At 44.3% G+C, this 25,949-nt stretch carries 21 protein-coding genes and 2 tRNA genes; 11 read left to right on the top strand and 12 right to left on the bottom strand.

Annotated features, from left to right (window positions below; genetic code table 11):
* The first annotated feature begins 100 nt into the window (after positions 1–100).
* Both nrdB and yfaE read left to right on the top strand, forming a co-directional pair.
* Positions 101–1,234 (top strand): class Ia ribonucleoside-diphosphate reductase subunit beta, encoded by a 1,134-nt coding sequence (nrdB, locus tag BCU75_RS01515; RefSeq protein WP_004733365.1) that lies wholly within the window; start codon positions 101–103, stop codon positions 1,232–1,234.
* Positions 1,234–1,512: a class I ribonucleotide reductase maintenance protein YfaE gene (gene yfaE / locus BCU75_RS01510; RefSeq protein ID WP_017632068.1), complete on the top strand. Its 279-nt coding sequence runs from the start codon at positions 1,234–1,236 to the stop codon at positions 1,510–1,512. Before nrdB ends, yfaE begins: the two co-directional genes overlap by 1 nt.
* 186 nt (positions 1,513–1,698) lie before the next feature.
* On the opposite strand, the gene napF is transcribed toward yfaE, so the two are convergent.
* Together napF and BCU75_RS01500 are read right to left on the bottom strand one after the other, a co-directional pair.
* Positions 1,699–2,214 (bottom strand): ferredoxin-type protein NapF, encoded by a 516-nt coding sequence (gene napF, locus BCU75_RS01505; protein WP_102472747.1) that lies wholly within the window; start codon positions 2,212–2,214, stop codon positions 1,699–1,701.
* Positions 2,214–2,780 (bottom strand): TorD/DmsD family molecular chaperone, encoded by a 567-nt coding sequence (locus BCU75_RS01500; RefSeq protein WP_102472746.1) that lies wholly within the window; start codon positions 2,778–2,780, stop codon positions 2,214–2,216. The genes napF and BCU75_RS01500 overlap by 1 nt, the downstream gene beginning before the upstream one ends.
* Before the next feature lie 199 nt (positions 2,781–2,979).
* Here BCU75_RS01500 and BCU75_RS01495 point away from each other — a divergent pair, with 199 nt between their 5' ends.
* The 3 genes from BCU75_RS01495 to BCU75_RS01485 are packed head-to-tail and all read left to right on the top strand — an operon-like array spanning position 2,980 to position 6,897.
* On the top strand, positions 2,980–5,418 hold the full coding sequence (locus BCU75_RS01495) for a DmsA/YnfE/YnfF family dimethyl sulfoxide reductase (protein WP_102472745.1): 2,439 nt from the start codon (positions 2,980–2,982) through the stop codon (positions 5,416–5,418).
* A gap of 11 nt (positions 5,419–5,429) precedes the next feature.
* Positions 5,430–6,050, top strand: a complete 621-nt coding sequence (locus tag BCU75_RS01490) for a DMSO/selenate family reductase complex B subunit (protein WP_102472744.1) — start codon at positions 5,430–5,432, stop codon at positions 6,048–6,050.
* Between the two features lies 1 nt (position 6,051).
* On the top strand, positions 6,052–6,897 hold the full coding sequence (locus BCU75_RS01485; RefSeq protein ID WP_102472743.1) for a dimethyl sulfoxide reductase anchor subunit family protein: 846 nt from the start codon (positions 6,052–6,054) through the stop codon (positions 6,895–6,897).
* A 161-nt stretch (positions 6,898–7,058) separates the two neighbouring features.
* Here the strand turns inward: BCU75_RS01485 and BCU75_RS01480 are convergent, their stop codons facing one another.
* Positions 7,059–8,297, bottom strand: a complete 1,239-nt coding sequence (locus tag BCU75_RS01480) for a CinA family nicotinamide mononucleotide deamidase-related protein (protein ID WP_102472742.1) — start codon at positions 8,295–8,297, stop codon at positions 7,059–7,061.
* Positions 8,298–8,506: 209 nt separating this feature from the next.
* Between BCU75_RS01480 and BCU75_RS01475 the strand changes: the two genes are divergently transcribed.
* Both BCU75_RS01475 and BCU75_RS01470 read left to right on the top strand, forming a co-directional pair.
* On the top strand, positions 8,507–9,418 hold the full coding sequence (locus tag BCU75_RS01475) for a DUF3943 domain-containing protein (RefSeq protein WP_102472741.1): 912 nt from the start codon (positions 8,507–8,509) through the stop codon (positions 9,416–9,418).
* 253 nt (positions 9,419–9,671) lie between these two features.
* The gene (locus tag BCU75_RS01470) at positions 9,672–10,184 is read left to right on the top strand and encodes a glycine cleavage system protein R (RefSeq protein ID WP_076678927.1); all 513 of its coding nucleotides are present in this window, start codon (positions 9,672–9,674) and stop codon (positions 10,182–10,184) included.
* A gap of 130 nt (positions 10,185–10,314) precedes the next feature.
* Here BCU75_RS01470 and nspC read toward each other — a convergent pair whose 3' ends face one another.
* The 8 genes from nspC to uvrY all read right to left on the bottom strand — a co-directional run bounded on the left by nspC (position 10,315) and on the right by uvrY (position 20,418).
* On the bottom strand, positions 10,315–11,448 hold the full coding sequence (nspC, locus tag BCU75_RS01465; protein WP_102472740.1) for a carboxynorspermidine decarboxylase: 1,134 nt from the start codon (positions 11,446–11,448) through the stop codon (positions 10,315–10,317).
* Between the two features lie 211 nt (positions 11,449–11,659).
* A complete protein-coding gene (locus BCU75_RS01460; RefSeq protein ID WP_102445385.1) occupies positions 11,660–12,910 on the bottom strand; it encodes a carboxynorspermidine synthase in 1,251 nt (416 codons plus the stop codon).
* A gap of 8 nt (positions 12,911–12,918) precedes the next feature.
* Complete coding sequence (locus BCU75_RS01455) at positions 12,919–15,870, bottom strand: pyridoxal phosphate-dependent class III aminotransferase (protein WP_198593383.1); 2,952 nt, start codon at positions 15,868–15,870, stop codon at positions 12,919–12,921.
* Between the two features lie 866 nt (positions 15,871–16,736).
* Positions 16,737–16,812 (bottom strand) — tRNA-Gly (locus BCU75_RS01450).
* Between the two features lie 36 nt (positions 16,813–16,848).
* Positions 16,849–16,935 (bottom strand) — tRNA-Leu (locus BCU75_RS01445).
* 386 nt (positions 16,936–17,321) lie between these two features.
* Entirely contained in the window at positions 17,322–17,879 is a 558-nt protein-coding gene (gene pgsA / locus BCU75_RS01440) for a CDP-diacylglycerol--glycerol-3-phosphate 3-phosphatidyltransferase (protein WP_086049659.1), read from the bottom strand.
* 46 nt (positions 17,880–17,925) lie between these two features.
* On the bottom strand, positions 17,926–19,758 hold the full coding sequence (gene uvrC, locus BCU75_RS01435; RefSeq protein ID WP_102472739.1) for an excinuclease ABC subunit UvrC: 1,833 nt from the start codon (positions 19,756–19,758) through the stop codon (positions 17,926–17,928).
* 15 nt (positions 19,759–19,773) lie between these two features.
* A complete protein-coding gene (uvrY, locus tag BCU75_RS01430) occupies positions 19,774–20,418 on the bottom strand; it encodes a UvrY/SirA/GacA family response regulator transcription factor (RefSeq protein ID WP_102472738.1) in 645 nt (214 codons plus the stop codon).
* Positions 20,419–20,844: 426 nt separating this feature from the next.
* On the opposite strand from uvrY, the gene BCU75_RS01425 reads away from it, so the two are divergent.
* Positions 20,845–23,208: a DNA polymerase II gene (locus tag BCU75_RS01425; RefSeq protein WP_102472737.1), complete on the top strand. Its 2,364-nt coding sequence runs from the start codon at positions 20,845–20,847 to the stop codon at positions 23,206–23,208.
* Between the two features lie 141 nt (positions 23,209–23,349).
* On the opposite strand, the gene BCU75_RS01420 is transcribed toward BCU75_RS01425, so the two are convergent.
* Positions 23,350–24,117: a nucleotidyltransferase gene (locus BCU75_RS01420; protein ID WP_102472736.1), complete on the bottom strand. Its 768-nt coding sequence runs from the start codon at positions 24,115–24,117 to the stop codon at positions 23,350–23,352.
* 137 nt (positions 24,118–24,254) lie between these two features.
* Here BCU75_RS01420 and efpL point away from each other — a divergent pair, with 137 nt between their 5' ends.
* From efpL to BCU75_RS01405, 3 genes are all read left to right on the top strand, one after another.
* The gene (gene efpL, locus BCU75_RS01415) at positions 24,255–24,824 is read left to right on the top strand and encodes an elongation factor P-like protein EfpL (RefSeq protein WP_102466676.1); all 570 of its coding nucleotides are present in this window, start codon (positions 24,255–24,257) and stop codon (positions 24,822–24,824) included.
* A gap of 10 nt (positions 24,825–24,834) precedes the next feature.
* Positions 24,835–25,164 carry an HI1450 family dsDNA-mimic protein gene (locus BCU75_RS01410; RefSeq protein WP_004729782.1) on the top strand — a complete coding sequence of 110 codons (330 nt, stop codon included), beginning with the start codon at positions 24,835–24,837 and terminating at the stop codon, positions 25,162–25,164.
* Positions 25,165–25,253: 89 nt separating this feature from the next.
* On the top strand, positions 25,254–25,745 hold the full coding sequence (locus tag BCU75_RS01405) for an RNA methyltransferase (RefSeq protein WP_004729783.1): 492 nt from the start codon (positions 25,254–25,256) through the stop codon (positions 25,743–25,745).
* Positions 25,746–25,949: the final 204 nt, after the last annotated feature.

The raw sequence follows: 25,949 nt of genomic DNA, 5'->3' as shown, positions 1-25,949 counted from the left end.
CCGCAATAAACATTAAGACCCCAGAGAAGTTATCTTCTCTGGGTTTAAAGCATTAACAGGGTCCGTTTTATTGCGGATCTTTAAAAGATTTGAGGCATTTATGGCTTACAGTACTTTTTCTCAACAAAAAAATGACCAACTAAAAGAACCAATGTTCTTAGGTCAGTCGGTAAACGTGGCACGTTACGACCAACAAAAATTCGAAATCTTCGAAAAATTGATCGAGAAGCAACTTTCTTTCTTCTGGCGTCCAGAAGAAGTAGACGTGTCTAGCGACCGTATCGACTACAACAAGCTTCCTGAGCATGAAAAGCACATCTTCATCTCTAACCTGAAGTACCAAACACTTCTAGATTCAATCCAAGGCCGCAGCCCTAACGTTGCCCTACTTCCTTTGGTATCACTGCCAGAAGTTGAAACTTGGATTGAGACATGGTCATTCTCTGAAACGATTCACTCTCGTTCATACACGCACATCATCCGTAACATCGTGAATGATCCAGGCGTAGTATTTGACGATATCGTTGAAAACGAAGAGATCCTGAAACGTGCGAAAGACATCGCGTTTTACTACGACGACCTAATCAAGCTGACTGCTGACTACCACCGCTACGGCGAAGGTAACCACAACATCAACGGCGAAGACGTTAAGATTTCACTTCACGACCTGAAGAAGAAGCTTTACGTATGTCTAATGTCTGTAAACGCACTGGAAGCGATTCGTTTCTACGTAAGTTTTGCATGTTCATTCGCATTCGCTGAGCGTGAGCTGATGGAAGGTAACGCGAAGATCATCAAGCTAATCGCTCGCGATGAAGCACTTCACCTTACTGGCACACAGCACATGATCAACTTGCTGCGTAATGGCCAAGATGACTTCGAATTCATGCAGATCGCAGAAGAGTGTAAGCAAGAGTGTTTCGACCTATTCAAAGAAGCGGCTGAGCAAGAGAAAGAGTGGGCAGAATACCTATTCAAAGATGGCTCTATGATTGGCCTAAACAAAGATATTCTTTGCCAATACGTTGAATACATTACGAACATCCGTATGCAGGCTGTTGGTCTAGGTACCGCTTACCCAGAAGCAACATCGAACCCAATTCCATGGATCAACGCTTGGTTGTCTTCAGATAACGTTCAAGTTGCTCCACAAGAAGCTGAAATCAGTTCTTACCTAGTTGGCCAAATCGACAACGAAGTAAAAGCTGACGACTTTGAAGGATTTGAGCTGTAATGCCAACAATCAAAATCAACAAGCTGACTTCGATTGAATCTAACCCGTCGAATACTCTATTGGAAACGATGGAACAAGCGGGCTTAGAACCAGAATACAACTGCCGAGATGGGCACTGTGGCGCTTGCCGCTGTACGTTGGATTCGGGTGAAGTTGAGTACGTTGGTTTTGCTATGGCTTACACACAAGGCGATGAAATTTTGCCATGCATCTGCAAAGCAAAAACCGATTTATCGCTGAGTAACGTGATTCACAGAAGTAAACAGAAACGCGCATAAGCTGTTTTTATTTACCGCATTATTGATTTAAGTTCTTCTTATTTAAAGAATATAAGAACTAAAAAGGGTCCGCCTTCTCTTGGAATGCGGACCCTTTTTCTATTTATGTCTTTAGGTATTTGATACGACTCGCCTATCACCAAACCAAAGTCATCCTTGTGGCTTCCATCTCGCGAAACCTGACGTTTACTGCCGAATAAGGTTCAAAGTCACTGAGCCAATGTAACAAGCGCTTCGACACTCTCCACAGCCATTACACTTGTCTTTATCTAAAGTAGGCAACTCCCCAGCTTCGATTTGAATCGCACTTGCTGAACAAGCGGTTTGGCACGTATTACAATCCATTTGCATGTAATTGTTACAGCTATCAGCAAAGCTAGGCTTGAAGTCGATATAAGGCGTGACCGTTGGATGAAGTGCGCCAGTCGGGCACACTCCACTGCACTTATCACACAGCGAACAACTGTTGTAATCCAAATTCAGCAGCGCACTGCCCTCTAGCATCTCAATAACACTATTTGGACACGCTTGTTCGCATAAACCACAACCGTCACAGAGACGCTCAAACAGCACCTCATCGACCGCTCTTGGTGGCCTTGCATACAAGCGCTGTGACTTCTCTTCATAGTTCACTGCAGCTGTAACCGGTTTGGAAAGTCGAGTTAAGAAGCCACGTCTATTTGAATTTATTTGTTCAGGCATTAGTCGATATATAACGTTTTAGGAACAACGTTTATTTTATATTCAGATGTTAGGTATTTAAGCCAGTCTATTACATCAGTTGATAGCTTCTTATAAAAAGATAGTTCTGATGCTGTATTTAATCTTTCTAAATAAACAGGAGACCAAGTTAATAAATGGGATCCTAACAATTCACACGCTGAATCAATATTATTATTTTCTAACAAATACGCATGGGCGAATAGCATTAAACCAAATTGATCCTCTGGCTCTCTTAATCCAGTGTCTAACTGTATCTGATTCAATTCCAAGAACTTGCGATATTCTACAGTCGATGCGCCAAACACAACGCGGTCTTTATCTAAATATACCGAACCCCAAGGTGGCGCAGGCATGTCGCCAACGCCTTCAAACAGGCGGCTAAACTCTACAACTAGCTCATCTTCCTGCTCACTTTTCAGTGCCAGTAAACATTCTTCTGATAGTACTTCACTCTCCACCAAAGCTTCGACAATGGTGATCAACAGTTCTTTACTTGTCGCTTGATAAAATAGCGAACCCAATAATTTGTGCGTATCGATAATCATTATTATTTATACCGTAATTGGTTTTAACGATAATTATATTAATTAATCCATTTCATTCTTTGATCTAATTTATACATTTAATTCATAAGGTTTAAATTCAACACTTATTTGATGCCTATCAATCCATATTTAAAAATTAAAACACAAAAACAAAACTACCTATAAAGTGCTAGCCATCAATAACAAAAGGCATCTTAGAATGACGAATAAGAAAGAATCTGGGGTAATGAATCTTACTCGAAGAGGCTTCATGAAAGCTTCTTCTGCGGTAGGTAGCGCAGCCGCACTTGCGGGCGGTATCGCTTTACCTTTCAAATCCAAACCAGTAGCGGCTGCTGTTGCTGAGAATGTGGATGAGAAAATCGTATGGAGTGCATGTACTGTAAACTGTGGATCTCGTTGCCCATTACGTATGCATGTGCAAAACGGCGAAATCAAATACGTAGAAACCGACAACACTGGTACTGACGAATACGGTCATCACCAAGTTCGTGCTTGTCTACGTGGTCGCTCTATGCGCCGCCGTGTTTACAACCCAGATCGCCTGAAATACCCAATGAAACGTGTTGGTAAACGTGGTGAAGGTAAATTCAAACGCATTAGCTGGGAAGAAGCTTACGATGAAGTTGCTGGCACCATGCAACGCCTTATCAAAGACTATGGTAACGACACCATCTACCTAAACTACGGTACAGGCACGCTTGGCGGCACGGTGACTAAGTCTTGGCCACCAGCACAAACGCTGATTGCCCGTCTCATGAACCTAAGTGGTGGTTACCTCAACCATTACGGAGACTACTCAACGGCGCAAATTGCGAAAGGCTTGAGCTACACCTACGGTGGTTGGGCAAACAACAACTCTTTCTCTGACTTAGAGAACACGAAACTTAATGTTCAGTTTGGTAATAACCCTGCCGAGACCCGTATGTCTGGCGGCGGTCTGATCCACCACTATGTAGAAAGCAAAAACAAGTCGAACGCAAGAACGATCATCATTGACCCTCGTTACACCGATACTGCTGGCGGCCGCGAAGATCAATGGATCCCAATTCGTCCATCTACTGATGCTGCATTGGTTGCAGGCCTTGCGCATGTGATGATTACAGAAGACCTTGTCGATCAACCGTTCCTAGACAAATACTGTGTCGGTTACGATGAGAAGACATTACCTGCATCAGCGCCTAAGAACAGCGACTACAAATCTTACATCCTAGGTTTAGGTGAAGATGGCGTAGTGAAAACACCTGAATGGGCTTCTAAGATCACGGGTATTCCAGTTGATACCATCGTTAAGCTTGGTCGTGAAATGGGCACTGCAAAACCATGTGCAATCCATCAAGGTTGGGGCTTACAACGCACTGCAAACGGTGAGCTAGCTTGTCGTGCAATCGCAATGCTGTCGCTGCTAACAGGTTCTGTTGGTGTATCAGGAGGTTCTACAGGTGCTCGTGAAAGCGACATCAACATTCCTTTTGTTCGCTTCCCTACAGTGCCAAATCCAGTTGAAACTTCAATTTCAATGTTCATGTGGACTGACGCTATTTACCGTCACCATGAAATGACTGACGTGACTGATGGTGTTCGCGGTGCAGAGCGCCTTAAAAATCCAATCAAGATGATCTGGAACTACGCGGGTAACTGTCTTATTAATCAGCACTCAGACATCAATAAAACTCACGCTATTCTTCAAGATGAAAGTGCGTGTGAAATGATTGTTGTGGTCGATAACCACATGACGTCTTCTGCGAAATACGCTGACATCATCTTGCCTGATTTAACAACATCAGAGCAAGACGACTGGTGTATGGATGGTAAAGCAGCGAACATGCCTTACTTCATCTTCGCGCAGAAAGCGATCGAGCCTCAATTCGAAGCGAAATCTATCTATGAAATGTGCTCTCAATTGGCGAAGCGCATGGGTGTGGAAAAAGAGTTCACTGAAGGTCGTACACAAGAGCAATGGGTTGAACACCTTTACGCTGAAACTCGTAAGAACGACCCAACACTTCCAACCTTCGAAGAGATGAAAGAGCTGGGTATCTACAAGCGTAGCTACGACCACCACTACATCGCTTACGAAGACTTCCGTAACGATCCAGAAGCGAACCCACTGACAACACCAAGTGGCAAGATCGAGATCTATTCTGAGCAGTTAGCTGATATCGCGAAGACTTGGAAGCTGAAAGAAGATGAAGTGATTCACCCACTTCCGATTTACGCGGACTCTTTTGAAGGTCATAACGATCCACTCGCAGAGAAGTACCCACTTCAGCTAACCGGTTTCCACTATAAGGCTCGTACTCACTCAACTTACGGCAACGTTGCAGAAATCAAAGCAGCAGCACCACAAGAATTGTGGATCAACCCAATCGATGCAAAAGAACGTGGTATCGAAAGCGGCGACATGGTGAGTATTTTCAACGACCGTGGCGAAGTTCATATTCCAGCGAAAGTGACACCTAGGATTCTTCCTCGAGTTGTCGCACTAGGCGAAGGTGCATGGTATGCACCAGATGGTCAGAAGATCGACCATGCGGGCTCTATTAATGTGCTGACCACTCAGCGCCCGAGTCCACTTGCTAAGGGTAACCCTCAGCATACAAACCTAGTTCAAATCAAAGCGCTAAACAAAGCATAAGGTAGGTTGGAATGAAACAATACGGCTTTTACATTGATTCAAGTAAATGCACGGGTTGTAAAACCTGTCAGCTTGCTTGTAAAGATTATAACGATCTAGACATCAAAACGAACTACCGCCGCGTATACGAATACGCCGGTAGTGGCTTCACTCAAGATGGCTACACCTGGGTTCAGAAAGATGTCTTTTCTTACTACCTTTCTATCGCTTGCAACCACTGTACTAACCCAGCGTGTGTGAAAGTGTGTCCTTCGGGCGCAATGCACAAGCGTGATGAAGACGGTTTGGTTGTGGTTGATGAGAGCGTTTGTATTGGTTGTCAGCACTGTAGCAATGCGTGTCCTTACGGCGCACCACAATACAATGCTAAGAAAGGTCACATGACTAAATGCGATGGTTGTTACCAACGTGTTTCTGAAGGCAAACAGCCTATCTGTGTTGAGTCTTGCCCACTTCGTGCATTGGAGTTTGGCGAAATCAATACACTTCGCGAGAAATACGGTTCTGGGGCGGATGTGGCGCCACTGCCATCTTCAACAGAAACGCTGCCAAACATCGTGATTAAGCTGAACAAAAACGCGAAGCCGACTGGCGATACCAGTGGTCACCTAGCAAACCCGAAGGAGGTGTAAGATGATTTTTCATGAGTGGTCTTTAATCTTCTTTACGGTGCTAGCACAAACTGCGGTTGGTGGTTACTTACTGATTGGCGCACGTGCACTGGTACTTGGGCATGACGAAGAGAAGCTGAACAGCTACAAGGTTCCAATGTTCATTCTATGGGCACTGATGGGGCTTGGCTTCATGTTCTCGACAACACACCTTGGCTCCCCACTGCGCGCGTTTAACGCTTTTAACCAACTAGGCTCAGCTTGGTTGTCTAACGAAGTGTTCTTCGGTGCAGCATTTTTTGCTGTCGGTGGCTTGCAATGGCTATTGTCTGTGCTTAAGAAAGGTGGCGTAGCGATCCAGAAAGCACTGATGGTTGGCGCGATGGTGTTGGGTGTTATCTTCATGTTCGCGATGATCAACGTATACATGATCAATACAGTACCTACGTGGGACAACATCTACACGCCATTGAGCTTCATCATGACCATGGTTGTGGGCGGCTTGCTGCTCTCTCAGTTTGTGATTGTATTCGCAAATGACAGCCGCTTTACGGTTGACCGAAACATCACCATGCTGGCTGTTATCGCAGTTGCTATCAGCTTGCTTGTGACAGTAGGAAAACTGAACCTAATCGGTGACATCCAAACTTCAGCGGCAAAAGCTTCTGAGTTAGTCGATGGTTTAGGTAGCTATGTGATTCTTCAAGTGGCATTGCTGATGGCAAGCTTGTTGATTTGGATTCTACCTATGCTGAACAAAGCAAAAGTGAACCCAGTTAACCTTGGCTTAGCATTAGCATTGTTCTTGGCTTCAGAGTTAGTCGGCCGTGGTTTGTTCTACAGCCTACATATGACAAGCGGTTTGTAATCAAGTTCTTACAGACATGAGTTACGTGTAAACATCGCTGCTTGTTTGATTATCTAGAAGGCTAGATAAACTAAAGGCCCAACACCTATTTGGATGTTGGGCCTTTTTATTTGTTCTGATCTAACGTTGGTTCAGAAAACTAGGTAACTGACAAGACCTGCTTACTTGATTATGGCGGAAGGAATAAACATGTCTTTCAATCGCTTAACCGAAGAGTAAGTGCCAAACATCGGTTTATTGTCTAAATGCCTTCTCAGCATATCGGCGGCAACTGTCTTAATCACGTTGCGTTGGTCTTCACGCGAGTACTGGCGATAAAACTCAAGTACCTGACCCCACTCTCCCGCTTCAGTCGACAATGCAACGCTGAATGTATTGCCTTCCAACTTGCCAGTAACCAAAGCCAGTTCAGTTCCGCACTTCTCTCTTGTTGCTCCAGCCAGTGCAAAGGTTGCGGCTAATGGATCGCTTTTTTCAAGTTCGCTCTCTTTTGGCTCGGCCATAACCCACGAATGCCCGAAGCAATCTTCAACCTGCTCATTCAATTGCAGCCACGCTGACAGAGCACCTTTGGTCGACACCTCAGACACTGATAACGTCTTCTTTTTCTCAGCCATAATATGGCCAATATGGTCAATCATAGGTTCATCAACACTGACGACATTGCTCTCTAGCAGCTTGTAAACCATTTGCAGTAACTTAACCCGAGTCTCTAAGTCCGCCTTAGGACCAAACAGTTTGACCTCAATAAACGGCAGATAAGAACGGTAGCCAAGTTCATAGCCTACAGGAAGCTTAAGCTGATCTAACACATCAGAGATGCCCGATTCAGACAACCCAAACGTAAACAGTCGACTGCATTCAGAGGCAACCACTTGAGGATAGATACGCGACAAATCAGGAAGGATCTCAAACGTCACCATACGTTTGAATTCACTCGGCACACCCGGTGTGAAATAGAAAGTTGCATCGTTGATTTTTAATTTAAAGCCGCAAGCAGTGCCCACTGGATTATCGACAATCTCTGAACTCACGGGTAACAAAGCTTGTTTAAGGTTGCTATCAGGCATCGGCATACCGCGTCCGGAAAACATCTCTTCCATACGAGTTAGCCATTCAGGAAACATGACGAGTTTCTGCTCTGAAGCTACCGCCGCCGCCGCCGCACTCATATCATCAGTCGTAGGCCCTAAACCACCATTAACGATAACCACATCATAGTTAAAACTCAGCATCAGCAGTTCTTCAACTAGAGCATTCATTTGGTCACCCACAGTCGAACGTTTCGCTAGGGCAAAACCGTGCTGATAAAACTCAGCAGACATCCAAGCGGCGTTTGTGTCTACAATGTCTCCATGAAGAACTTCTTCACCAGTGCTTAACATTGCGATTTTCGTCATATTTCTATCCTTTGTGGTCATAAAAAGACACTGCATTATTTACAAACTGGTCTATGGTTGAGTTTGAGACATTTCACCTTTTCACAAATATTAATAATGTTAAATCTAAGGTTTTCTTAGGAAAAGCAATAAATTATTAGTTCCCTAAATCAGGCATTTAATAGATAATTGTGACTCGGATCAATTCTTAACTTCTCATGGAGACCCTTGTGGCCAAATCACCGTTACTAATGAAGGTTACTGCTGCATTTTCAATGCTAATGTCAGTTAACTCGGTTGCAAGCCAATACGACTTCGACCAGCCAATCAACCTTTCTTACTCGGATGAATGTGCTCAAGATTACTGTGTTAATGAAAGCTTGTACACCTACAAGCCTAGCAAGAACTATGCACTAAGCGAATCAAGCGATCAGTACGATCTAACAATCGACAAACAACCAATCTACCTGACTGTCAGCGATGGCAAAGATTGGGATTACTTGATGGGCCAAACCTACACCATTCTTGGCTTAAGTGTCGCAACCGTGGGTCTAATGACTCTGTTACCTGAAAGTATCACTAAGTGGGATGATGACCAACGTGATATCAGCGCACTAGGTAAAAAGTGGAAAGATAATGTTTCTGAAGGCCCAGTATGGGACCGTGACGAACACTTCCTAAACTACGTAATGCACCCGTATTTCGGTGGTGTTTACTACACCGCAGCTCGACATGCTGGTTATGACGAGTTTGAGTCGTTCTTATACTCTTGGACAATGTCGACCTTCTTCTGGGAATACGGCGTAGAAGCGTTTGCTGAAGTACCTTCATGGCAAGATCTCTTCATCACACCTTTCTTTGGTGCAGTTGTTGGTGAAATGATGTTAGAAGCGGAACAAGATATTGTCTCTTCTGGCGGTGAGGTGATGGGTTCTCAAACTATGGGTGATGTTTCTCTATTCTTCCTAAACCCTGTTGGCCATATCCACTATTGGGTAAGTGACGCTTGGGGTGGTGACGCAGAAGTTAATCTGAATACTAACCCTTGGTGGGATAACCAAGATGCCGCTAGATTTGCCTACGATGCTGGCGCACGATACGATTCTCAATTTGTTGGTATGAACTTTAAAGTAACGTTCTAATTCGACTTTCAGTCTCGGAGTTATAAGTTACTGCGTTCCTAATAAAAGCGACAACATTTCTAAAAAGCGGCTCTCTAGCCGCTTTTTTTGTGCCCTACTCTTCATTCTCTTTTTTTGTATCACAGCTTAGTTTCAAAAATTGACGCAGGTCAAACATTGTTCGATGTAAACTTCTACACTGAAATTAAAGAACTTTATCGCGTGATATCAAACATTTAATTAACAACGATTAATTGAGACTTTGGGGGCTGATATGAACAGTACATTTATCGTAAACTTTATCGGAAAAGCATCACCAGCAACAATCAAGCAACTTGCTGCGGTTACTCACGAAAACGACGGAAAATGGCTCATCAGTAAAGTTAACTTTATTGAAGACCAAGTCGCAGGCGTACTAAAAGTTCAACTTCCAGCCATCAACGAATCGGTAGTGAAAGACGCCTTTAGCGCCAACCCTGACCTCATTGTACAGTTTGTCGATTCAGACCATATACATAATGTTCAAGATACAATACATCACTTACGACTCGATTCTAACGACCGAGCAGGCATCGTCAACGAAGTGACACATGTCCTAGATAGACAAGGTATTAGCATTCTCGATATGGATTGTCACCGAGTCTTCATCGCCGGTGGTGGTGGCGTTAGCTCAAGCCTATTTACGTCCAAGATCGCTGTTAAACTGCCAATTGAAGTTCTAATAGATGACGTGGTCAATGAACTAGAAACCCTCAGCGAAGACACTCGAGTGATGATTGAAAGTTAAGTACTAGTGCCCAGCTGTTGTAATTAACGTTTGTTGTCGCTGACGGTTTGTTGTCACTAACAGTTATATCCAAAATCAAAAAGAGCAGCTCATCGGCTGCTCTTTTTATTGTTCTGAACTTATGGCTCAGCTACTTAACTGACCACTGTGACAGAGAACGTTTGAAGTCTTCATAGCCAAACTCATTCAACTTTTGAACGTCGCCATTGCTTCGCTCGCAGTAGATTGAAGGCATTTTAAGACCGTTAAACCAGTTCAGTTTCACCATGGTGTAACCAGCACTGTCCAACAGATGCAGCTTTTGACCAATTTTCAGCGGCTCATCAAAGCTCGCTTCGCAGAACTGGTCGCCAGCCAAGCATGAACATGAACCAATCACATAGTCGTGACTGCCTGTTTCTGAGGCTTCTAATACCGATGCTGGTTCATTATAGATAAGCGTATCAAGGCGGTGTGCCTCGGTAGCTGAATCCACAATCGCCGTTTTCTTCACATTCTCTACGATATCAACCACTGTCACAACCAAGTCAGTTGTTTTAGTGATGATCGCTTCACCCGGCTCAAGGTACATCTGCACGCCGTGCTTTTCAGAGAAGGCTTTTAGCGCAAGACCAAGCTTTTCAATGTCATAGCCCGGCCATGTGAAGAACACACCACCGCCCATGCTCACCCAGTCCAATTTATCTAAATGCTCACCAAATTGTTCTGAGATTGAATCAAGCAAACCAATAAAGGCATCGACGTCTTTGTTCTCACAGTTCATGTGGAACATCACGCCATTAATCTCATCAAAGATTTCAGACTTGATATGGTCAGCTTGTACGCCCAAACGCGAGAATTGACGCGCAGGGTTTGCCAAGTCTTGTCCTGCGTAGCTTACGCCCGGATTTAGACGTAAACCCAGCGACGCTTTGCCTTCAACAATATGACGGTAAGCTTCGAATTGGCTTTGCGAGTTGAAGATCATCTTATCGCAGATGTCAGCAACTTCTCTCACGTCATCTTCGCTGTAACCGACACTGTAAGCGTGCGTTTCACCACCGAAAGTTTCATGACCAAGCTTCACTTCGTATGGACCAGAGCTTGTCGTGCCATCGAGGTAAGGTTTGATGATGTCAAACACACCCCATGTCGAGAAACACTTGAGTGCCAATACCAGCTTCACACCTGAAATCTCTCTCAGCTGTTTAGCTATCTCTAAATTCGTAATCAACTTTTCTTCGTTGATCATGAAATAAGGCGTTTTTAGTTCGTTGTTTTGCATGTTAATACCTTACGGCCCTCGAGTTCACGAAGGCACATGATAATCGAACAAAGCCGACGCAACGGCATCGGCTTGTAATTATACGTTCTCGTCAATCATATGACTTTGAATGGAATTCGCAGAGCTTTGACCTTGTCGCTAGGACATCGCGCGGAGTTTACGAACGTAAATGAGCACGATGGACAACGCGACGAGGGCAAAGAGCCAGAAATTACTTCAAAGTATGGATCAGAGGCAGACCTTGCGTCGGCTCTAGCTCTTGAACGTGCCAATCTAGACCGATTTCCGGCATGGTTGCTAGGAACGGGTCTGGGTTTAGCTGTTCCATGTTGAACACGCCTTTATCAGCCCATTCGCCACGGAAGAACTGAAGTGCAGCAGTAATCGCAGGAACACCCGTAGTGTAAGAGATTGCTTGGTGTTCTACGTCTTCGTAAGCCACTTCGTGGTCTGCGTTGTTGTAAATGAACACGCTACGCTCTTTACCGTCTTTCTTACCTTGAACCCAAGTACCGATACACGTTAAACCCGTGTAACCCGGAGCTAGAGACGTTGGATCTGGCAGTAATGCTTTAAGAACATGTAGAGGCTGAACCACAGTGCCATCGTGCAATGTTAGCGGATCAGGGCTAAGAAGGCCGATATCACGCATGCAGTTGAAGTAGTTCAGGTATGCATCACCAAAGCCCATCCAGAATTCGATACGCTTAGCTGGGATGAACTCTTTCATTGAACGAACTTCATCGTGCGCCATTGAGTACACTTTGTGAGAGCCACAGTTCGGGAATTCAAACTCAAGCATACGAGAGTGACAAGGTACTTGTTTCCACTCTTCATTTTCCCAGTAGAAAGAGTCGCCTTGGATCTCAAGCATGTTGGTTTCTGGGTCAAAGTTCGTCGCAAACTTCTTGCCGTGGTCGCCAGCATTCACGTCCATCACGTCAATTGAATCAATCTCATCGAACAAGTGCTTAACCGCGTACGCAGCAAAGATTGATACCACACCTGGATCAAAACCAGCACCAAGAATACCAGTGATGCCTGCTTCAGCGAACTTCTCACGGTAACCCCACTGCCAATCGTAAGCTTGTGGTACTTGTTGGCCTTCAGAACATAGGTCAACCGCTACCGATGTATCTAGGTAAGAGACTTTAGATTGGTAACACGCTTCCATGATTGCCATGTTTACCCAAGGAGGGCCAGCGTTGATCACAAGATCAGGCTTAACTTCTTTAATCAAAGCAACAAGCGCATCAACATCGTCAGCGTCTACTGAACGTGCTTCTAGTTTCTTAGTTGAATCTTTCAGGTTGTTTTTACCTTTGATCGATTCGATGATTTTTTCACATTTCGCGATTGTGCGAGAAGCGATTGTAATATCACCCAGTACTTCGTTATTTTGTGCTGCTTTATGTGCAACAACCCAACCAACGCCGCCTGCACCAATTTGTAGAATAGCCATAGTATTAATTACCCTTGTTGTTCTGCTAGCTCAGTCGCTAGAGTTTGAATTTTGTTAATTAGAGATTTGAAATCTGATATCTTTAAGCACGGGTTCAAGATAGTAAATTTCAGCGCGCTTTTACCATCAACGACCGTTTCGCCAAGAACGGCAACGCCACGAGTCAGCGCCTCCAGTCTTAACGTCTGATTCAGTTTGTCTAAATCAAGAACGCTGTTTGCTGATTGCCCATTGCTAGGCACCGAACGGAACAGCACAGTCGACAGTGACGGCTCAGCAAGCAACTCGAAATCGTCATGCTTCTGAATCAGATCGGCAACTTCAAGCGTCTGCTCTAAGAGATGGTCGTACATATAGCCCAATTGCTTTGGCCCAACGCTTTGCATCGTCATGAAGACTTTCAGTGCATCGAAGCGCTTGGTGGTAGCAATGGATTTATCGACCAGATTCGGTAGTTCATCGTGCTCGCGGTTCAAGTAATCTGCGTGATGCAGTAAGTACTTAAAGTTCGCTTTGTCTTTGAGCAACACCGCACCACAGCTGATTGTTTGGTAGAAAAGCTTGTGGAAATCGACGCTCACTGAGTCTGCTTTTTCGATGCCTTGTAGGCGAGCTTTATGGCTACTTAAAATAAGCGCGCCACCGTATGCACTGTCGACATGGAACCAAAGATCTTGCTGGCTTGCGATGTCTGCAATCGCATCAAGGTCATCGATAGCACCATGATCGGTTGTGCCCGCCGTACCAACCACAGCAAAAGGAATCAAACCTTGTGCTTTCAGTGCTTTCACTTCTGCATCTAACAAATCAGCTTTGATGGTGCCGTTTGCATTGGTATCGACACAGCACACTGCCGCTTCGCCTAATCCCATTAGAGATGCGGATTTTTGAACCGTGAAGTGAGATTTCTTTGAACATAAGATACGCAGTTTGCTCGCGTACTCTGGCAAACCTAACTTTTGGATTGAGTGGCCATTGTACTTATCGGCAACCCAGTCTCTCGCAAGCAATAAGCCCATTAGGTTACTTTGCGTACCCCCGCTTGTGAAAACACCGTCAGCTTGTTCACCAAGTTGGTATTTCTCACACATCCAATCAACCACTCGCTGTTCAACATAAGTCGCTGCAGATGCTTGGTCCCATGAATCCATTGATTGATTCAACGCCGCGATAATCGATTCCGCAGCTACCGAAGCCATAAGAGGAGGAGTGTGAAGGTGCGCAATGCAGTCTGGGTGTTGCACGAAGATGGAGTTCGCAGCGACAAGATCTGCAGTACTATCTACAACATCAACCAAAGCGTGTTGATTGTTATCGAGATCAACAGCATTGATAGCAGCTTCTAGCACTTTTGGATCTAAACCCGAATAAGGGGTTTCAACCTGTTCAAAAACCGCTTTCATCGCTTGAGTGGTTTGGTTCATCACGCTAGCAAATTCGTCGCTACCGCCTAAACCTGTCTGGATGAAATGCTTATTCCATTCTTGGTTAGTTTGTTCGCTATGTGTTTGGTCTTGTTGTAAACCACCACCCGCTGCGATGATCGCTTCTTCCATGACGCGCAGTGCAAAGTCGATCTGCTCAAAAGAGATAATCATTGGCGGAAGAAAACGAATTACCGAACCATCACGACCACCCTTTTCAACCATCAAGCCGCGCTCTAATGCAGCTCGTTGAATCGCTAGGGTTAGATCGCCGTCTGACTGTGGTTCGCCAAACTTGTTTAGCTCACCATTTGGTTGCTTGATCTCAGTGCCAAGCATTAAGCCTTTACCTCGGACTTCAGCAATACAGTTCACACGCGATTGAATCATCTCAAGCCCATGACGTAAATATTGGCCTGCGATGTTCGCGTGCTCAACCAAACCATCACGTTCGATGATTTCCAACGCCTTAGCGCCAGATACCATAGCTAATTGGTTTCCACGGAATGTGCCGGTGTGTTCACCCGCTTTCCAAGTATCAATGCTCTTATCGAATACAAGCAGCGACATAGGCAGCCCGCCACCAATCGCCTTCGACAAGCATAAAATATCAGGGTTAACGCCTGATTCTTCAAACGCAAAGCGATGGCCGGTTTTACCCACACCACACTGTATTTCATCAAAAATCAGTAGGATGCCATGCTCATCACAGATGCGACGTAAACCTTGTAGCCAAGATGCCGGAGCTGGAATCACACCGCCCTCACCTTGTACAGGCTCAACGATCATCGCGGCAGGTTTCATGATGCCAGATTCGTCGTCATTCAACATACGTTCGATGTAACGAATACTCGCGTTGGCACCTGCTTCACCACCAATGCCAAACGGGCAGCGAAGGTTGTATGGGAAAGGCATGAAATGTACGTCAGACATCAAGCCGCTACGACGCTCTTTAGTGCCAAGGTTACCCATCATGCCCATGGTGCCGTTCGTCATGCCATGGTAAGCACCACGGAAAGCAAACATGGTGTTACGACCTGTTGTTTGCTTGGCGAGCTTGATAGCCGCTTCCACAGCATCAGCGCCAGACGGGCCACAGAATTGAAGAACCGAGTTAGTTGAAAAGTTTTGAGGGAGAAACGCTTTAACTCGCTTGATAAACGTCTCTTTTGCTTGAGTCGTTATATCAAGAGTCTGGTATGGCAAACCTGAATCGAGTTGGTCTTTAAGTGCTTGGTTGATTTCAGGGTGGTTGTAACCCAAAGAAAGTGTACCGGCACCGGCTAAGCAATCGAGAAAGAGTTGGCCACGAGTATCTTCAACTAAAACACCACATGCTCGTTTAATAGCAATAGGTAGGCGTCTTGGGTATGAACGAACATCCGATTCATGCTGCTCTTGTTCAAGCAAAATAGCGTCAGGTGTTAGGTCGTAAGTTCCCTCAACGATAGGAACCAAAGTTGAAAATGAATTTGCGATATTATTAATATCGACTTCAAAGGCGGTAGTCATAAAAATCCCCTTGAATGTGTTCATACTCACCTCCATCAGACGCAATTGCACACCGTCCCTCTATTGATTTAGAGAGAATTCATAGTGAAACACGCGTATTGTCTAGAAATGAGATATAGCTGTACGCTCGCATAAGTCAAATGACGAATACGAAATTAGGCCGTCTTAGGACAGCAAAAATTAGTTAGCGCGAGCTCAAGGTTCAGTAATGCTACTGTTTTGAAGAATTGGACATTTTTGCAGTATCGGACAGCTATGAAGAACTGGACCTTTTGGAAATGCAGAGCTGATTAGCAATGTTGTTATTAGTGTATTCAATGTTGGGTTTCCCATTAGCATGGCGAATTGCGCCATAAGTATCCCGTCTATCAGCTAAAGGATTAGCCGATACCTACCCTACGTAATGTCCCAATCAGCAAGAATGGTCACTACGCGTATCCCCCAGAAGCAATCACGGCTCTTTTTGAGCATCCGCCATTCCGAGATTGCCCGAAAAATAACATGAAGTGAAATCAACTATCAATAGTTTTTAATAATGGATTAAGAAATAGGAACAATGATTGAGGAATTGCTGCAATTATCACCGACTGAATCTTTAAAAAAGATCCCCGGTCCGCTCGTTCCTCACGCCCGAGGATGACGACGCGGGTATACAAACGTTGCTAGTGGGCTTTGAGATCTCAGCACCCTTTCGTCATTCCCTAGTACGAGGAACGAGTTCATAGGGAATCTCGCTTCTAAAAGCTAAGTGATATAAACGAATTTGATAGCGAAGGTTTTGAGATAGGAATCAAATTTGAGTGCGGGTTCGAACAAGCAAAGTACTTACACGTAAAAGCTAAAATCCAGAAACCAAAAAGCCCGAACATTTCTGTTCGGGCTTTTTAATTTGGAGCGATACATCGGGTTCGAACCGATGACCTCAACCTTGGCAAGGTTGCGCTCTACCAACTGAGCTAGTATCGCATTTGCTACATCCGTTAAGATGTAGACTTTAATAGATGGTGCCCCGGGCCGGACTTGAACCGGCACAGCGCGAACGCCGAGGGATTTTAAATCCCTTGTGTCTACCAATTCCACCACCAGGGCACGCAATTCTTTATTGCGATGCCGATTACTGAAAAGTAAAACACCATCTTAATGTCGAAGCCAATCAACATTACAAATTTTGGAGCGATACATCGGGTTNNGCCACTCTGCCAAGGCGCCTTAGTAACTCCAATCGAATTGCTTATTGCCATCCTCTTGGGTACGGGATGCATTCTACGGATTCAGAGGATTGAGTCAATATTATTTTTGTATTTTTAATTCGTTTGAATAGATTTCATACGAAACAGGCTAAATAGCTGACTTTGTGTGCAAAGGACTTTGTGGACAGGCCATTCAAAGGCGATCTATATCACATTATATATCCACTATTGATAACTTAACCTTAGGTTAAAGATCAAAAAAGCGAGCCTCAGCTCGCTTCTTCATCAATGATGTTTTTCGTCTAACAAATCATCTTTGGCGGCCATCAAGTATTGCGCCATTGACCAGTAAGTAAGAACAGTTGCAACATAGAGTGCAATGTACCCCACCCAAACCATCCAGTCGTCGTATCGCCAGATAAGCACCCAAAGAGCAAACATCTGAGAAACGGTTTTCACTTTACCAACCCAAGATACCGCAACGCTTGCACGTTTGCCGATTTCAGCCATCCATTCACGAAGCGCCGAGATGATAATTTCACGACCAATCATGGTCACCGCAGGAATAGTCACCCAGATCGAGTGATAGTGCTCGGTAACTAAGATAAGAGCAGTAGCAACCAGCACTTTATCCGCTACAGGGTCAATAAAGGCACCGAAGCGAGACGTTTGCCCGAGTTTACGAGCCAGCATGCCATCTAGCCAGTCAGTAAAACCCGCTACCCAAAACACCATTGCAGCAGCAAAAGGAGCCCATTGGTAAGGTAGGTAAAAAACAACAACGAATACTGGGATCAAAAATAGTCTCAGTAAGGACAAAATGTTAGGTATATTCAAACGCATATTATTGGGCTCTTATTAATTGCGCTTTAATGGTGCGGGATTTTTACTATTGTTTCAATGCTTGATAAATGTTTTCTGCCAAAGAATGACTAATGCCCGGCACTTTGGCTATTTCTTCGACAGTTGCACGCTTAAGTTCTTGTAAGCCACCCATATATTTTAGTAAAGCTTGACGACGCTTAGGCCCTACTCCTTCAATTCCTTCCAGTGCACTGGTTCTCCGCGTTTTACCACGCTTCGCTCTATGCCCCGCAATCGCATGATTATGGCTTTCATCACGAATATGTTGAATAAGGTGCAGTGCTGGCGCATCACTTGGTAAATTAAACTCTTCACCTTCAAGGGTCACCAAGGTTTCCAAACCGGGTTTACGTGTTACCCCTTTCGCAATACCCATCATTCTTGGTCTAAACGGCCAATCACCCCAATATTTGGAAACAATCTCATGGGCACGATTCAACTGACCTTTACCGCCGTCGATAAAAATGATGTCAGGAATTTTGTCCACATCGAGTTGTTTTGAATAACGCTTTTCAAGCGCCTGAGCCATTGCAGCGTAGTCATCACCACCAGTAATACCTGTAATGTTGTAACGACGGTACTCCGGTTTAACTGGCCCTTCATGATTGAATACCACACAAGATGCAATCGTACTTTCACCCATGGTATGACTAATATCGAAGCATTCCATGCGCTTGATGGCATCCATCGACAGCACTTCTTGAAGCTCTTTAAAGCGCTGATTAATCGTCATCTTGTGGTTAATCTTGGTGGTAATTGCGGTTAATGCATTGGTATTTGACAGTTTAAGGTAGCGACCTCGAGTTCCAGAAGGATTGGTATTGAAGTGAATCTTTCGACCAGCGACTTCACACAGTGCTTCTTGAATCGGTGTGACATCTTCGATCAAATCAGCATTAAGAATCAGACGAGTTGGGATAGTTCTTGCTTCATTATGCGCTAGATAATATTGGCTTAAAAAGCTCGAAAAAACTTCTTCTCGTACCGTATTGTTTGGAATTTTCGGAAAATGGCTTCTACTGCCTAAAACCTTTCCTTGTCGAATCATCAAGATGTGAATACAAGCGACGCCATTTTCTTGAGCAAAACCCAAAACGTCCATATCTTCCATTGAGTCGTCAGATACGTACTGTTGCTCTTGCACGCGTCGAATCGCTTGGATCTGGTCACGGAAAGCAGCAGCTTGCTCAAAGCGAAGCTCTTGGCTTGCCTTGTCCATTTTGTCGATGAGTGTCTCAAGAACTAGCTTATCTTTCCCTTGCAGGAACAAACGAACGTAGTCGATAAGCTCTCTGTATTCTTCGTCAGAGATGATTGAGCTAACACATGGCGCAGCGCAACGACCAATCTGATACATCAAACACGGGCGCGTTCTGTTGGCATAAACCGTATCTTCACACTGACGAGCAGGAAAGATTTTCTGTATTAGGTGCAACGTCTCACGCACAGCGCCGGAATCAGGATAAGGACCGAAGTATTCTCCCTTTTTCTTCTTAGCCCCACGATGCATCGACAAACGAGGATGTTTGTGACCGCTAATAAAAATATAGGGATACGACTTATCATCACGCAGAAGTACGTTGTACTTAGGCAAATACTGCTTGATATAGTTGTGCTCAAGGATAAGAGCTTCTGTTTCCGTGTGCGTTACAGTGACGTCAATTTTGGCAATATTACTGACCAAAGCGCGTGTTTTTTCACTGTCGACTTTTTTGCGGAAATAACTAGAAAGGCGTTTTCTGAGGTTCTTAGCTTTACCGACGTAAATAACAACAGCCTCGGCGTTATACATTCGATAAACGCCAGGCTGCTCTGTTACTGTTTTGAGAAATGACACTGAGTCAAACAAGTTGGTCACTATACGATCTCAGTGTTAAAGGGTCTCAGTGTCTAACATCCCATGTCTAATCGCTAAATGCGTCAGCTCTACATCGCCATTGATATCCAATTTGCTGAACAAACGGTAGCGGTAACTGTTGACTGTTTTAGGGCTTAGATTGAGTTGTTCTGAAATATCCGTCACTTTCTGACCTTTGGTAATCATCATCATGATTTGAAGTTCACGCTCAGATAAGTCTGCGAATGGATTTTCAGACGCAGGCGAGAATTGGCTCAAAGCCATCTGCTGCGCAATTTCTGGTGAAATGTATCGTTGGCCACTATTAACCACTCGAATTGCATTTACCATTTCATCTGGACCTGCCCCTTTAGTAAGGTAACCAGCAGCTCCAGCTTGCATCACTTTAGTTGGAAACGGATTTTCCGTATGAACAGTTAAAACGATGATTTTAACATCAGGGTTGAAACGCAAGATTTTCTTGGTTGCTTCTAAGCCACCAATACCAGGCATATTCATATCCATCAAAATAACGTCAGTATTATTAGTACGACACCATTTTGCAGCATCTTCACCGCTTTCAGCTTCCCCTGCTACGTTCATTCCACGGACGTCTTCAATAATACGTCGTATCCCTGTGCGAACCAGCTCGTGATCATCTACAAGGAAAACATTTATCAAACTTGTATCTCCACACTATTAATTGGCTCTGCAACCACTGTGTCGTTTCATCTGTTTGAAACAATTGAACAAAAAAACAGTGGATCGCAGCATTGAGTACATCTTAACTTAATTACTAAAAAAAAGCTCTGTTGAATATGTGCTGAAACACGAACTTTAGCAAGTACTTATTAACAAATAAGCTGACTAAAACAACAAGCTTTTTCTAAAAATCAATCAGTTAAAACAACACCCAATAAAATTACACAAGATAAAGATATTTTCAATACCATTGAATAACCATTCGTAACAATTTCACTTATTTGCTTATTGAATCCCGTTATTTGCCTCTATTAACTAGAATTTAGTTAGTATTTTGGCTACCTGTTGTGCGCAGAGAGCCGCTAGATGGTAGTATTCGATTCCCCATTTCAATAGGTTACTACATTGGATATTCAGCAAGGCTTTGTACTCACAAGACAAGCGAGAGACTTTTCAGGGCGTACCCAAATTGACTTGTGGCTCAGCACCCCTCAAGGCCCAACTCTGCTGACGATTCAAAATGAAAAACCTGTCTTTTTCGTCGCTCAATCTGATGTTGAAGAATGTCAGGTAATCGCAGCGAAAGAGTCGATCGATTGCCAATTCAAGCCACTGCAGCTAGCCACATTCGAGCAAACTCCTCTCGCCGCATGTTACACCTCATTATCGAGAAGTAGCTTTGGTTTAGCACAAGCTTTTCACAGCGAAGAAATTCAGACCTTTGAAAGCGATATTCGACTCGCCGATCGATATCTGATGGAACGCTTTATCAAAGGCAGCATTGAGTTCACTGGGACTGCCGTCCAAAGAAGTCAGCATCTTAGAGTCTCCAATGCAAAATGCAGAGCGGGCGATTACTTACCCAGCTTAACTGTGGTTTCACTTGATATTGAATGTTCAGAAAAAGGCGTGCTTTATTCCATTGGCTTAGACAGCCCAATGGACAGCCGAGTCATCATGGTCGGCGAACCACAAGAAGCTGACACAAACGTCCAATGGGTCTCTAATGAGAAAGCTCTATTAGAGGCGATGATTAGATGGTTTTCTGAATTTGACCCTGACATCATCATTGGTTGGAACGTCATCGACTTCGATTTTAGGCTGCTGCACAAACGTTCAGAATGGAACGAAGTAAAACTCAGTATTGGTCGCGACAATCAACCAAGCTTCTTTCGCAGCTCCGCACAAAATCAACAAGGCTTCATTACCATTCCAGGACGTGTGGTTTTAGATGGCATCGATATGCTCAAGACGGCGACCTACCAATTCCGCTCGTGGTCTCTTGAATCAGTGTCACAAGAGTTATTAGGCGAAGGCAAAGACATCCATAACGTTCACGACCGCATGGATGAAATCAATCGAATGTTTAAGTTCGATAAGCCTTCACTTGCCAAATACAACCTTCAAGACTGCGTGCTAGTAAACCGTATATTTGAACACACTCACCTACTCGATTTTGCGATTGAACGTTCTCGATTAACTGGTGTTGAACTCGATCGTGTTGGTGGCTCTGTTGCCGCCTTTACCAATTTATACATGCCTCAGATACACCGAGCGGGTTACGTCGCACCTAACTTAGAGCCTGAAAATTGGATCGCTAGCCCCGGAGGCTATGTGATGGATTCAATCCCCAACCTTTATGACTCTGTGTTGGTGCTCGACTTTAAAAGTCTGTATCCATCGATCATTCGTTCATTCTTGATTGATCCGATGGGGCTAATTGAAGGATTAAAGTTAGAGTTAGGATCTGAAGAAGACCAAGCAGTAGCGGGGTTTCGTGGGGGGCAATTCCACCGCTCTAAGCACTTTTTACCAGAGATGATCGAAAACCTCTGGGCTGCGCGTGATGTTGCAAAGAAAAACAATGAGAAAGCTTTTTCTCAAGCGATTAAGATCATCATGAACTCTTTCTATGGCGTACTGGGCTCTTCTGGTTGCCGTTTCTTTGATACTCGGTTGGCGTCATCGATCACCATGCGCGGACATGAGATCATGAAGCAAACTAAGGTTCTGATCGAAGACAAAGGTTATCAAGTGATCTACGGGGATACCGATTCAACTTTCGTGTCTCTTAATGGCAGTTTTGAGCAAGAACAAGCAGACGAGATTGGTCACTCCCTTGTTGCTTACATCAACGACTGGTGGACGAATCACCTGAAAGAGGTCTACAACCTCACCTCGATACTTGAATTGGAATACGAGACCCATTACCGCAAGTTTCTAATGCCGACCATTCGAGGCTCTGAGACAGGCTCAAAGAAACGTTATGCAGGTTTAATCAATCAAGGTGACCAAGAGAAGATCATTTTCAAAGGCCTTGAGAGTGCCCGAACCGATTGGACGCCCCTCGCACAGCAGTTCCAACAAACCTTATATGAGATGGTGTTTCACGACCAAGATCCAAGCGACTATGTTAGACAGTTTGTCGATGAAACATCCGCAGGCAAACACGACGATCTACTGGTTTATCAAAAACGCTTGCGCCGTAAGCTACACGAATATCAAAAAAACATTCCGCCACAAGTTCGCGCAGCAAGATTGGCCGATGAGATCAATACCCAGCTTGGTCGCCCGCTTCAATACCAAAACAAAGGACGCATTGAATATTTGATTACGCTGAGTGGTCCCGAGCCCAAAGAATATTTGAAGAGTGGTATCGATTATCAGCATTACATCGACAAGCAAATCAAACCTGTCGCAGAGGCTATTTTGCCCTTCATTGGTTTAGATTTTGAAAGAGTTAGTGGGCAACAGCTAGGTCTGTTCTAGATTTAGTTCTCTTTTCTAGGCGACATTAGACTCTAAATACCAATTAAAACTCGAGCCAGACATTAAAACGAAAAAAGCAGAGAAGTGCTGTGTTACTCAGCCTGCTCTGCTTTTTAGTATTCATTGGGAGGTTACGAATCTCTATCCGATACGAAACTCTGTTTTCTGGTACTGCTTAACCAGCCATTCGCCAAAACCATCAAGAATTCCTATCACCGAACGTTTAGGAATCGGTCTACCAGTAAGTAAAATGCCTAACCTTTGGATTTCGACGCCTTTATCTGGGTGATACTTCAAGAACTGTTGACCACACTCTATTGGGTCATCGAACCAATATTTGTCACGATACATCACCAAAGAATAACTCGCTCGCAGTAGCTTCTTGGCAATAATTACCTGCGCGGCTACTTGTTGTTCTGGCGTTGTTGCTCGGGCAACTTTGTTGCGATAAACCGCCAACCAATTTTCAGCGTCCATATTCCAATGCTTGGCAATTTCCCAACTCGTTTCGAAATCACCATAGCAGTCTGATAAATCTTCGCCATACACACACACGGCTAAATGCTTGAGCATAAAGCCCCACGTAAAGATGTTGTCGAAATCAACTATCTCGCTCACCAAAGTAGTTTTGATCGCCACTTGCGAGACCTGAAGGAAGCTCTTTTGGAAGCGCCATTTGATGGTATTTAGCAGCGTAGTTCGTTGATCCGGGAAAGGACGATGGGTAACCACAACCACATCTAGATTCGAGCGACCAACAACAGCTTGTTTGCGTGCCACACTGCCATAAACATAGACACTGTGCAGATTAGAACCTAACCCACCTTTTAGAAAGGTAATCAGATCGTTAACCACAGGTTGAAATTCAGGTTGAAATGGCTGGGTTGGGTCAATAACAGGTAGCTGCATAGGTCGTTTCGGTAAATAAAATAATGATTTAACTGTCTCTCTATGATCGCTTAGGTGACTTTATGATTCAAGCTATTCCTATTTATAGCGTCTACGAGATATAATCACCGGATAGACCCAATAAGGACAAACACAAAATGCCTAGAGCAAGTGAGATTAAAAAAGGTTTTGCGATCAACGTTGATGGCAAAACAGTACTCGTTAAAGATATCGAAGTGACAACACCAGGTGGCCGTGGCGGTCAAAAGATTTACCGCTTCCGTGGTCACGATGTAGCAACTGGCGTTAAAACAGAAGTTCGCCACAAGGCTGACGAAATCGTTGAAACTATCGACGTAACTAAGCGTGCGGTGATGTTCTCTTACGTTGACGGCAATGAGTACATCTTCATGGATAACGAAGATTACACACAGTTCATCTTCAACGGTGAAATGATCGAAGACGAACTGCTGTTCATCAACGAAGAAACTCAAGGTGTGTACGCAATTCTTATCGATGGTACAGCTGCAACTCTTGAACTTCCTTCTTCAGTTGAGTTAATTATCGAAGAAACAGACCCTTCAATCAAAGGCGCATCTGCTTCAGCTCGTACTAAGCCAGCTCGTCTGTCTACAGGCCTTACTGTTCAAGTTCCTGAGTACATTGCAACTGGCGACAAAGTTGTTGTGAACACAGCTGAACGTAAATACATGAACCGCGCAAGCTAAGATAATTATTATGACCGAAGCTAACGACCTAATGTCTTACGACGATGCAATTGACACTGCATACGACATCTTTCTAGAGATGGCCCCTGATAACCTTGAACCAGCAGACGTGATCCTATTCACGGCTCAGTTTGAAGATCGTGGCGCTGCAGAGCTTGTTGAAACTGGTGACGATTGGGTTGAACATGTTGGCTTTGAAGTCGACAAAGAAATCTACGCTGAAGTTCGCATTGGTCTTGTAAATGAAGCTGATGATGTCTTAGATGACGTATTCGCTCGTCTGCTGATCAGCCGTGACCCTGAACACAAGTTCTGTCACATCTTGTGGAAACGCGACTAGGCTCTTCTTAAATCAGCTCAGAGTACTGAGCTGATTTTCTTACGACTTCATAGCCTCATCACTTTACCAAACTGCAACTCTACAAAATTATGACCAAAGCAAAGACAGATACCCTATCCAAAGGCTATGCCTGTGTTGGATTAGTAAACCCCAAAACACCTGAAAATGTTGGCTCAGTAATGCGAGCGGCTGGTTGCTACGGAGCAAACTCTGTATTTTATACTGGCACCCGTTATGACCACGCTCGACAGTTTCATACCGACACCAAAGAAAAGCACCTTGAGTTGCCATTAATTGGTGTTGAAGACCTGAAAGACATTATTCCAGTTGGCTGTGTACCAATCGCGGTTGATTTAATAGAGGGCGCTAAGCCTCTGCCTGATTACAAGCACCCACCTCGTGCTTTTTATATCTTCGGCCCTGAAGATGGGACTCTGAAAAAAGAGATCACGGATTTTTGTCGTGAAACCATCTACGTTCCGACCAATGGCTGCATGAACCTTGCTGCCGCGGTAAATGTCATTTTGTACGACCGCATGGCAAAAGGTGACAACTTTTCTAATCATTTAAAAGTGACCTAATACCAATCGTAGTAAGTAAATAGCTAGTTACCCTAACTAGTTAAGCACTGCTAGTTGGTTAAGCACCTCTATCTGATCAAGCACTTCCACATGATTTGAACTGCGCCATATTCAAGACATAAAAAAACCTGCTAAGTTAGCAGGTTTTTTTGTATTCAAAACGTTGGATTAAGCTTTAAGCTTAAGAACTGTAGCAACTACTGG

It is taken from the genome of Vibrio splendidus, from assembly GCF_002873455.1.
Classification (GTDB): Bacteria; Pseudomonadota; Gammaproteobacteria; order Enterobacterales; family Vibrionaceae; genus Vibrio; species Vibrio splendidus_J.
Note: the sequence above shows the minus strand (reverse complement) of the source record. Positions and strands in the feature narration are given on the sequence as shown.

Coding starts and splice junctions, on each gene's coding strand:
- BCU75_RS01500 (WP_102472746.1), bottom strand. CDS start 2,780: ATGATTATCGATACGCACAAATTATTGGGTTCGCTATTTTATCAAGCG.
- BCU75_RS01490 (WP_102472744.1), top strand. CDS start 5,430: ATGAAACAATACGGCTTTTACATTGATTCAAGTAAATGCACGGGTTGT.
- BCU75_RS01420 (WP_102472736.1), bottom strand. CDS start 24,117: ATGCAGCTACCTGTTATTGACCCAACCCAGCCATTTCAACCTGAATTT.
- yfaE (WP_017632068.1), top strand. CDS start 1,234: ATGCCAACAATCAAAATCAACAAGCTGACTTCGATTGAATCTAACCCG.
- BCU75_RS01405 (WP_004729783.1), top strand. CDS start 25,254: ATGACCAAAGCAAAGACAGATACCCTATCCAAAGGCTATGCCTGTGTT.
- BCU75_RS01485 (WP_102472743.1), top strand. CDS start 6,052: ATGATTTTTCATGAGTGGTCTTTAATCTTCTTTACGGTGCTAGCACAA.
- nrdB (WP_004733365.1), top strand. CDS start 101: ATGGCTTACAGTACTTTTTCTCAACAAAAAAATGACCAACTAAAAGAA.
- BCU75_RS01495 (WP_102472745.1), top strand. CDS start 2,980: ATGACGAATAAGAAAGAATCTGGGGTAATGAATCTTACTCGAAGAGGC.
- BCU75_RS01410 (WP_004729782.1), top strand. CDS start 24,835: ATGACCGAAGCTAACGACCTAATGTCTTACGACGATGCAATTGACACT.
- efpL (WP_102466676.1), top strand. CDS start 24,255: ATGCCTAGAGCAAGTGAGATTAAAAAAGGTTTTGCGATCAACGTTGAT.
- BCU75_RS01460 (WP_102445385.1), bottom strand. CDS start 12,910: ATGGCTATTCTACAAATTGGTGCAGGCGGCGTTGGTTGGGTTGTTGCA.
- BCU75_RS01455 (WP_198593383.1), bottom strand. CDS start 15,870: ATGAACACATTCAAGGGGATTTTTATGACTACCGCCTTTGAAGTCGAT.
- nspC (WP_102472740.1), bottom strand. CDS start 11,448: ATGCAAAACAACGAACTAAAAACGCCTTATTTCATGATCAACGAAGAA.
- napF (WP_102472747.1), bottom strand. CDS start 2,214: ATGCCTGAACAAATAAATTCAAATAGACGTGGCTTCTTAACTCGACTT.
- pgsA (WP_086049659.1), bottom strand. CDS start 17,879: ATGCGTTTGAATATACCTAACATTTTGTCCTTACTGAGACTATTTTTG.
- BCU75_RS01470 (WP_076678927.1), top strand. CDS start 9,672: ATGAACAGTACATTTATCGTAAACTTTATCGGAAAAGCATCACCAGCA.
- BCU75_RS01480 (WP_102472742.1), bottom strand. CDS start 8,297: ATGACGAAAATCGCAATGTTAAGCACTGGTGAAGAAGTTCTTCATGGA.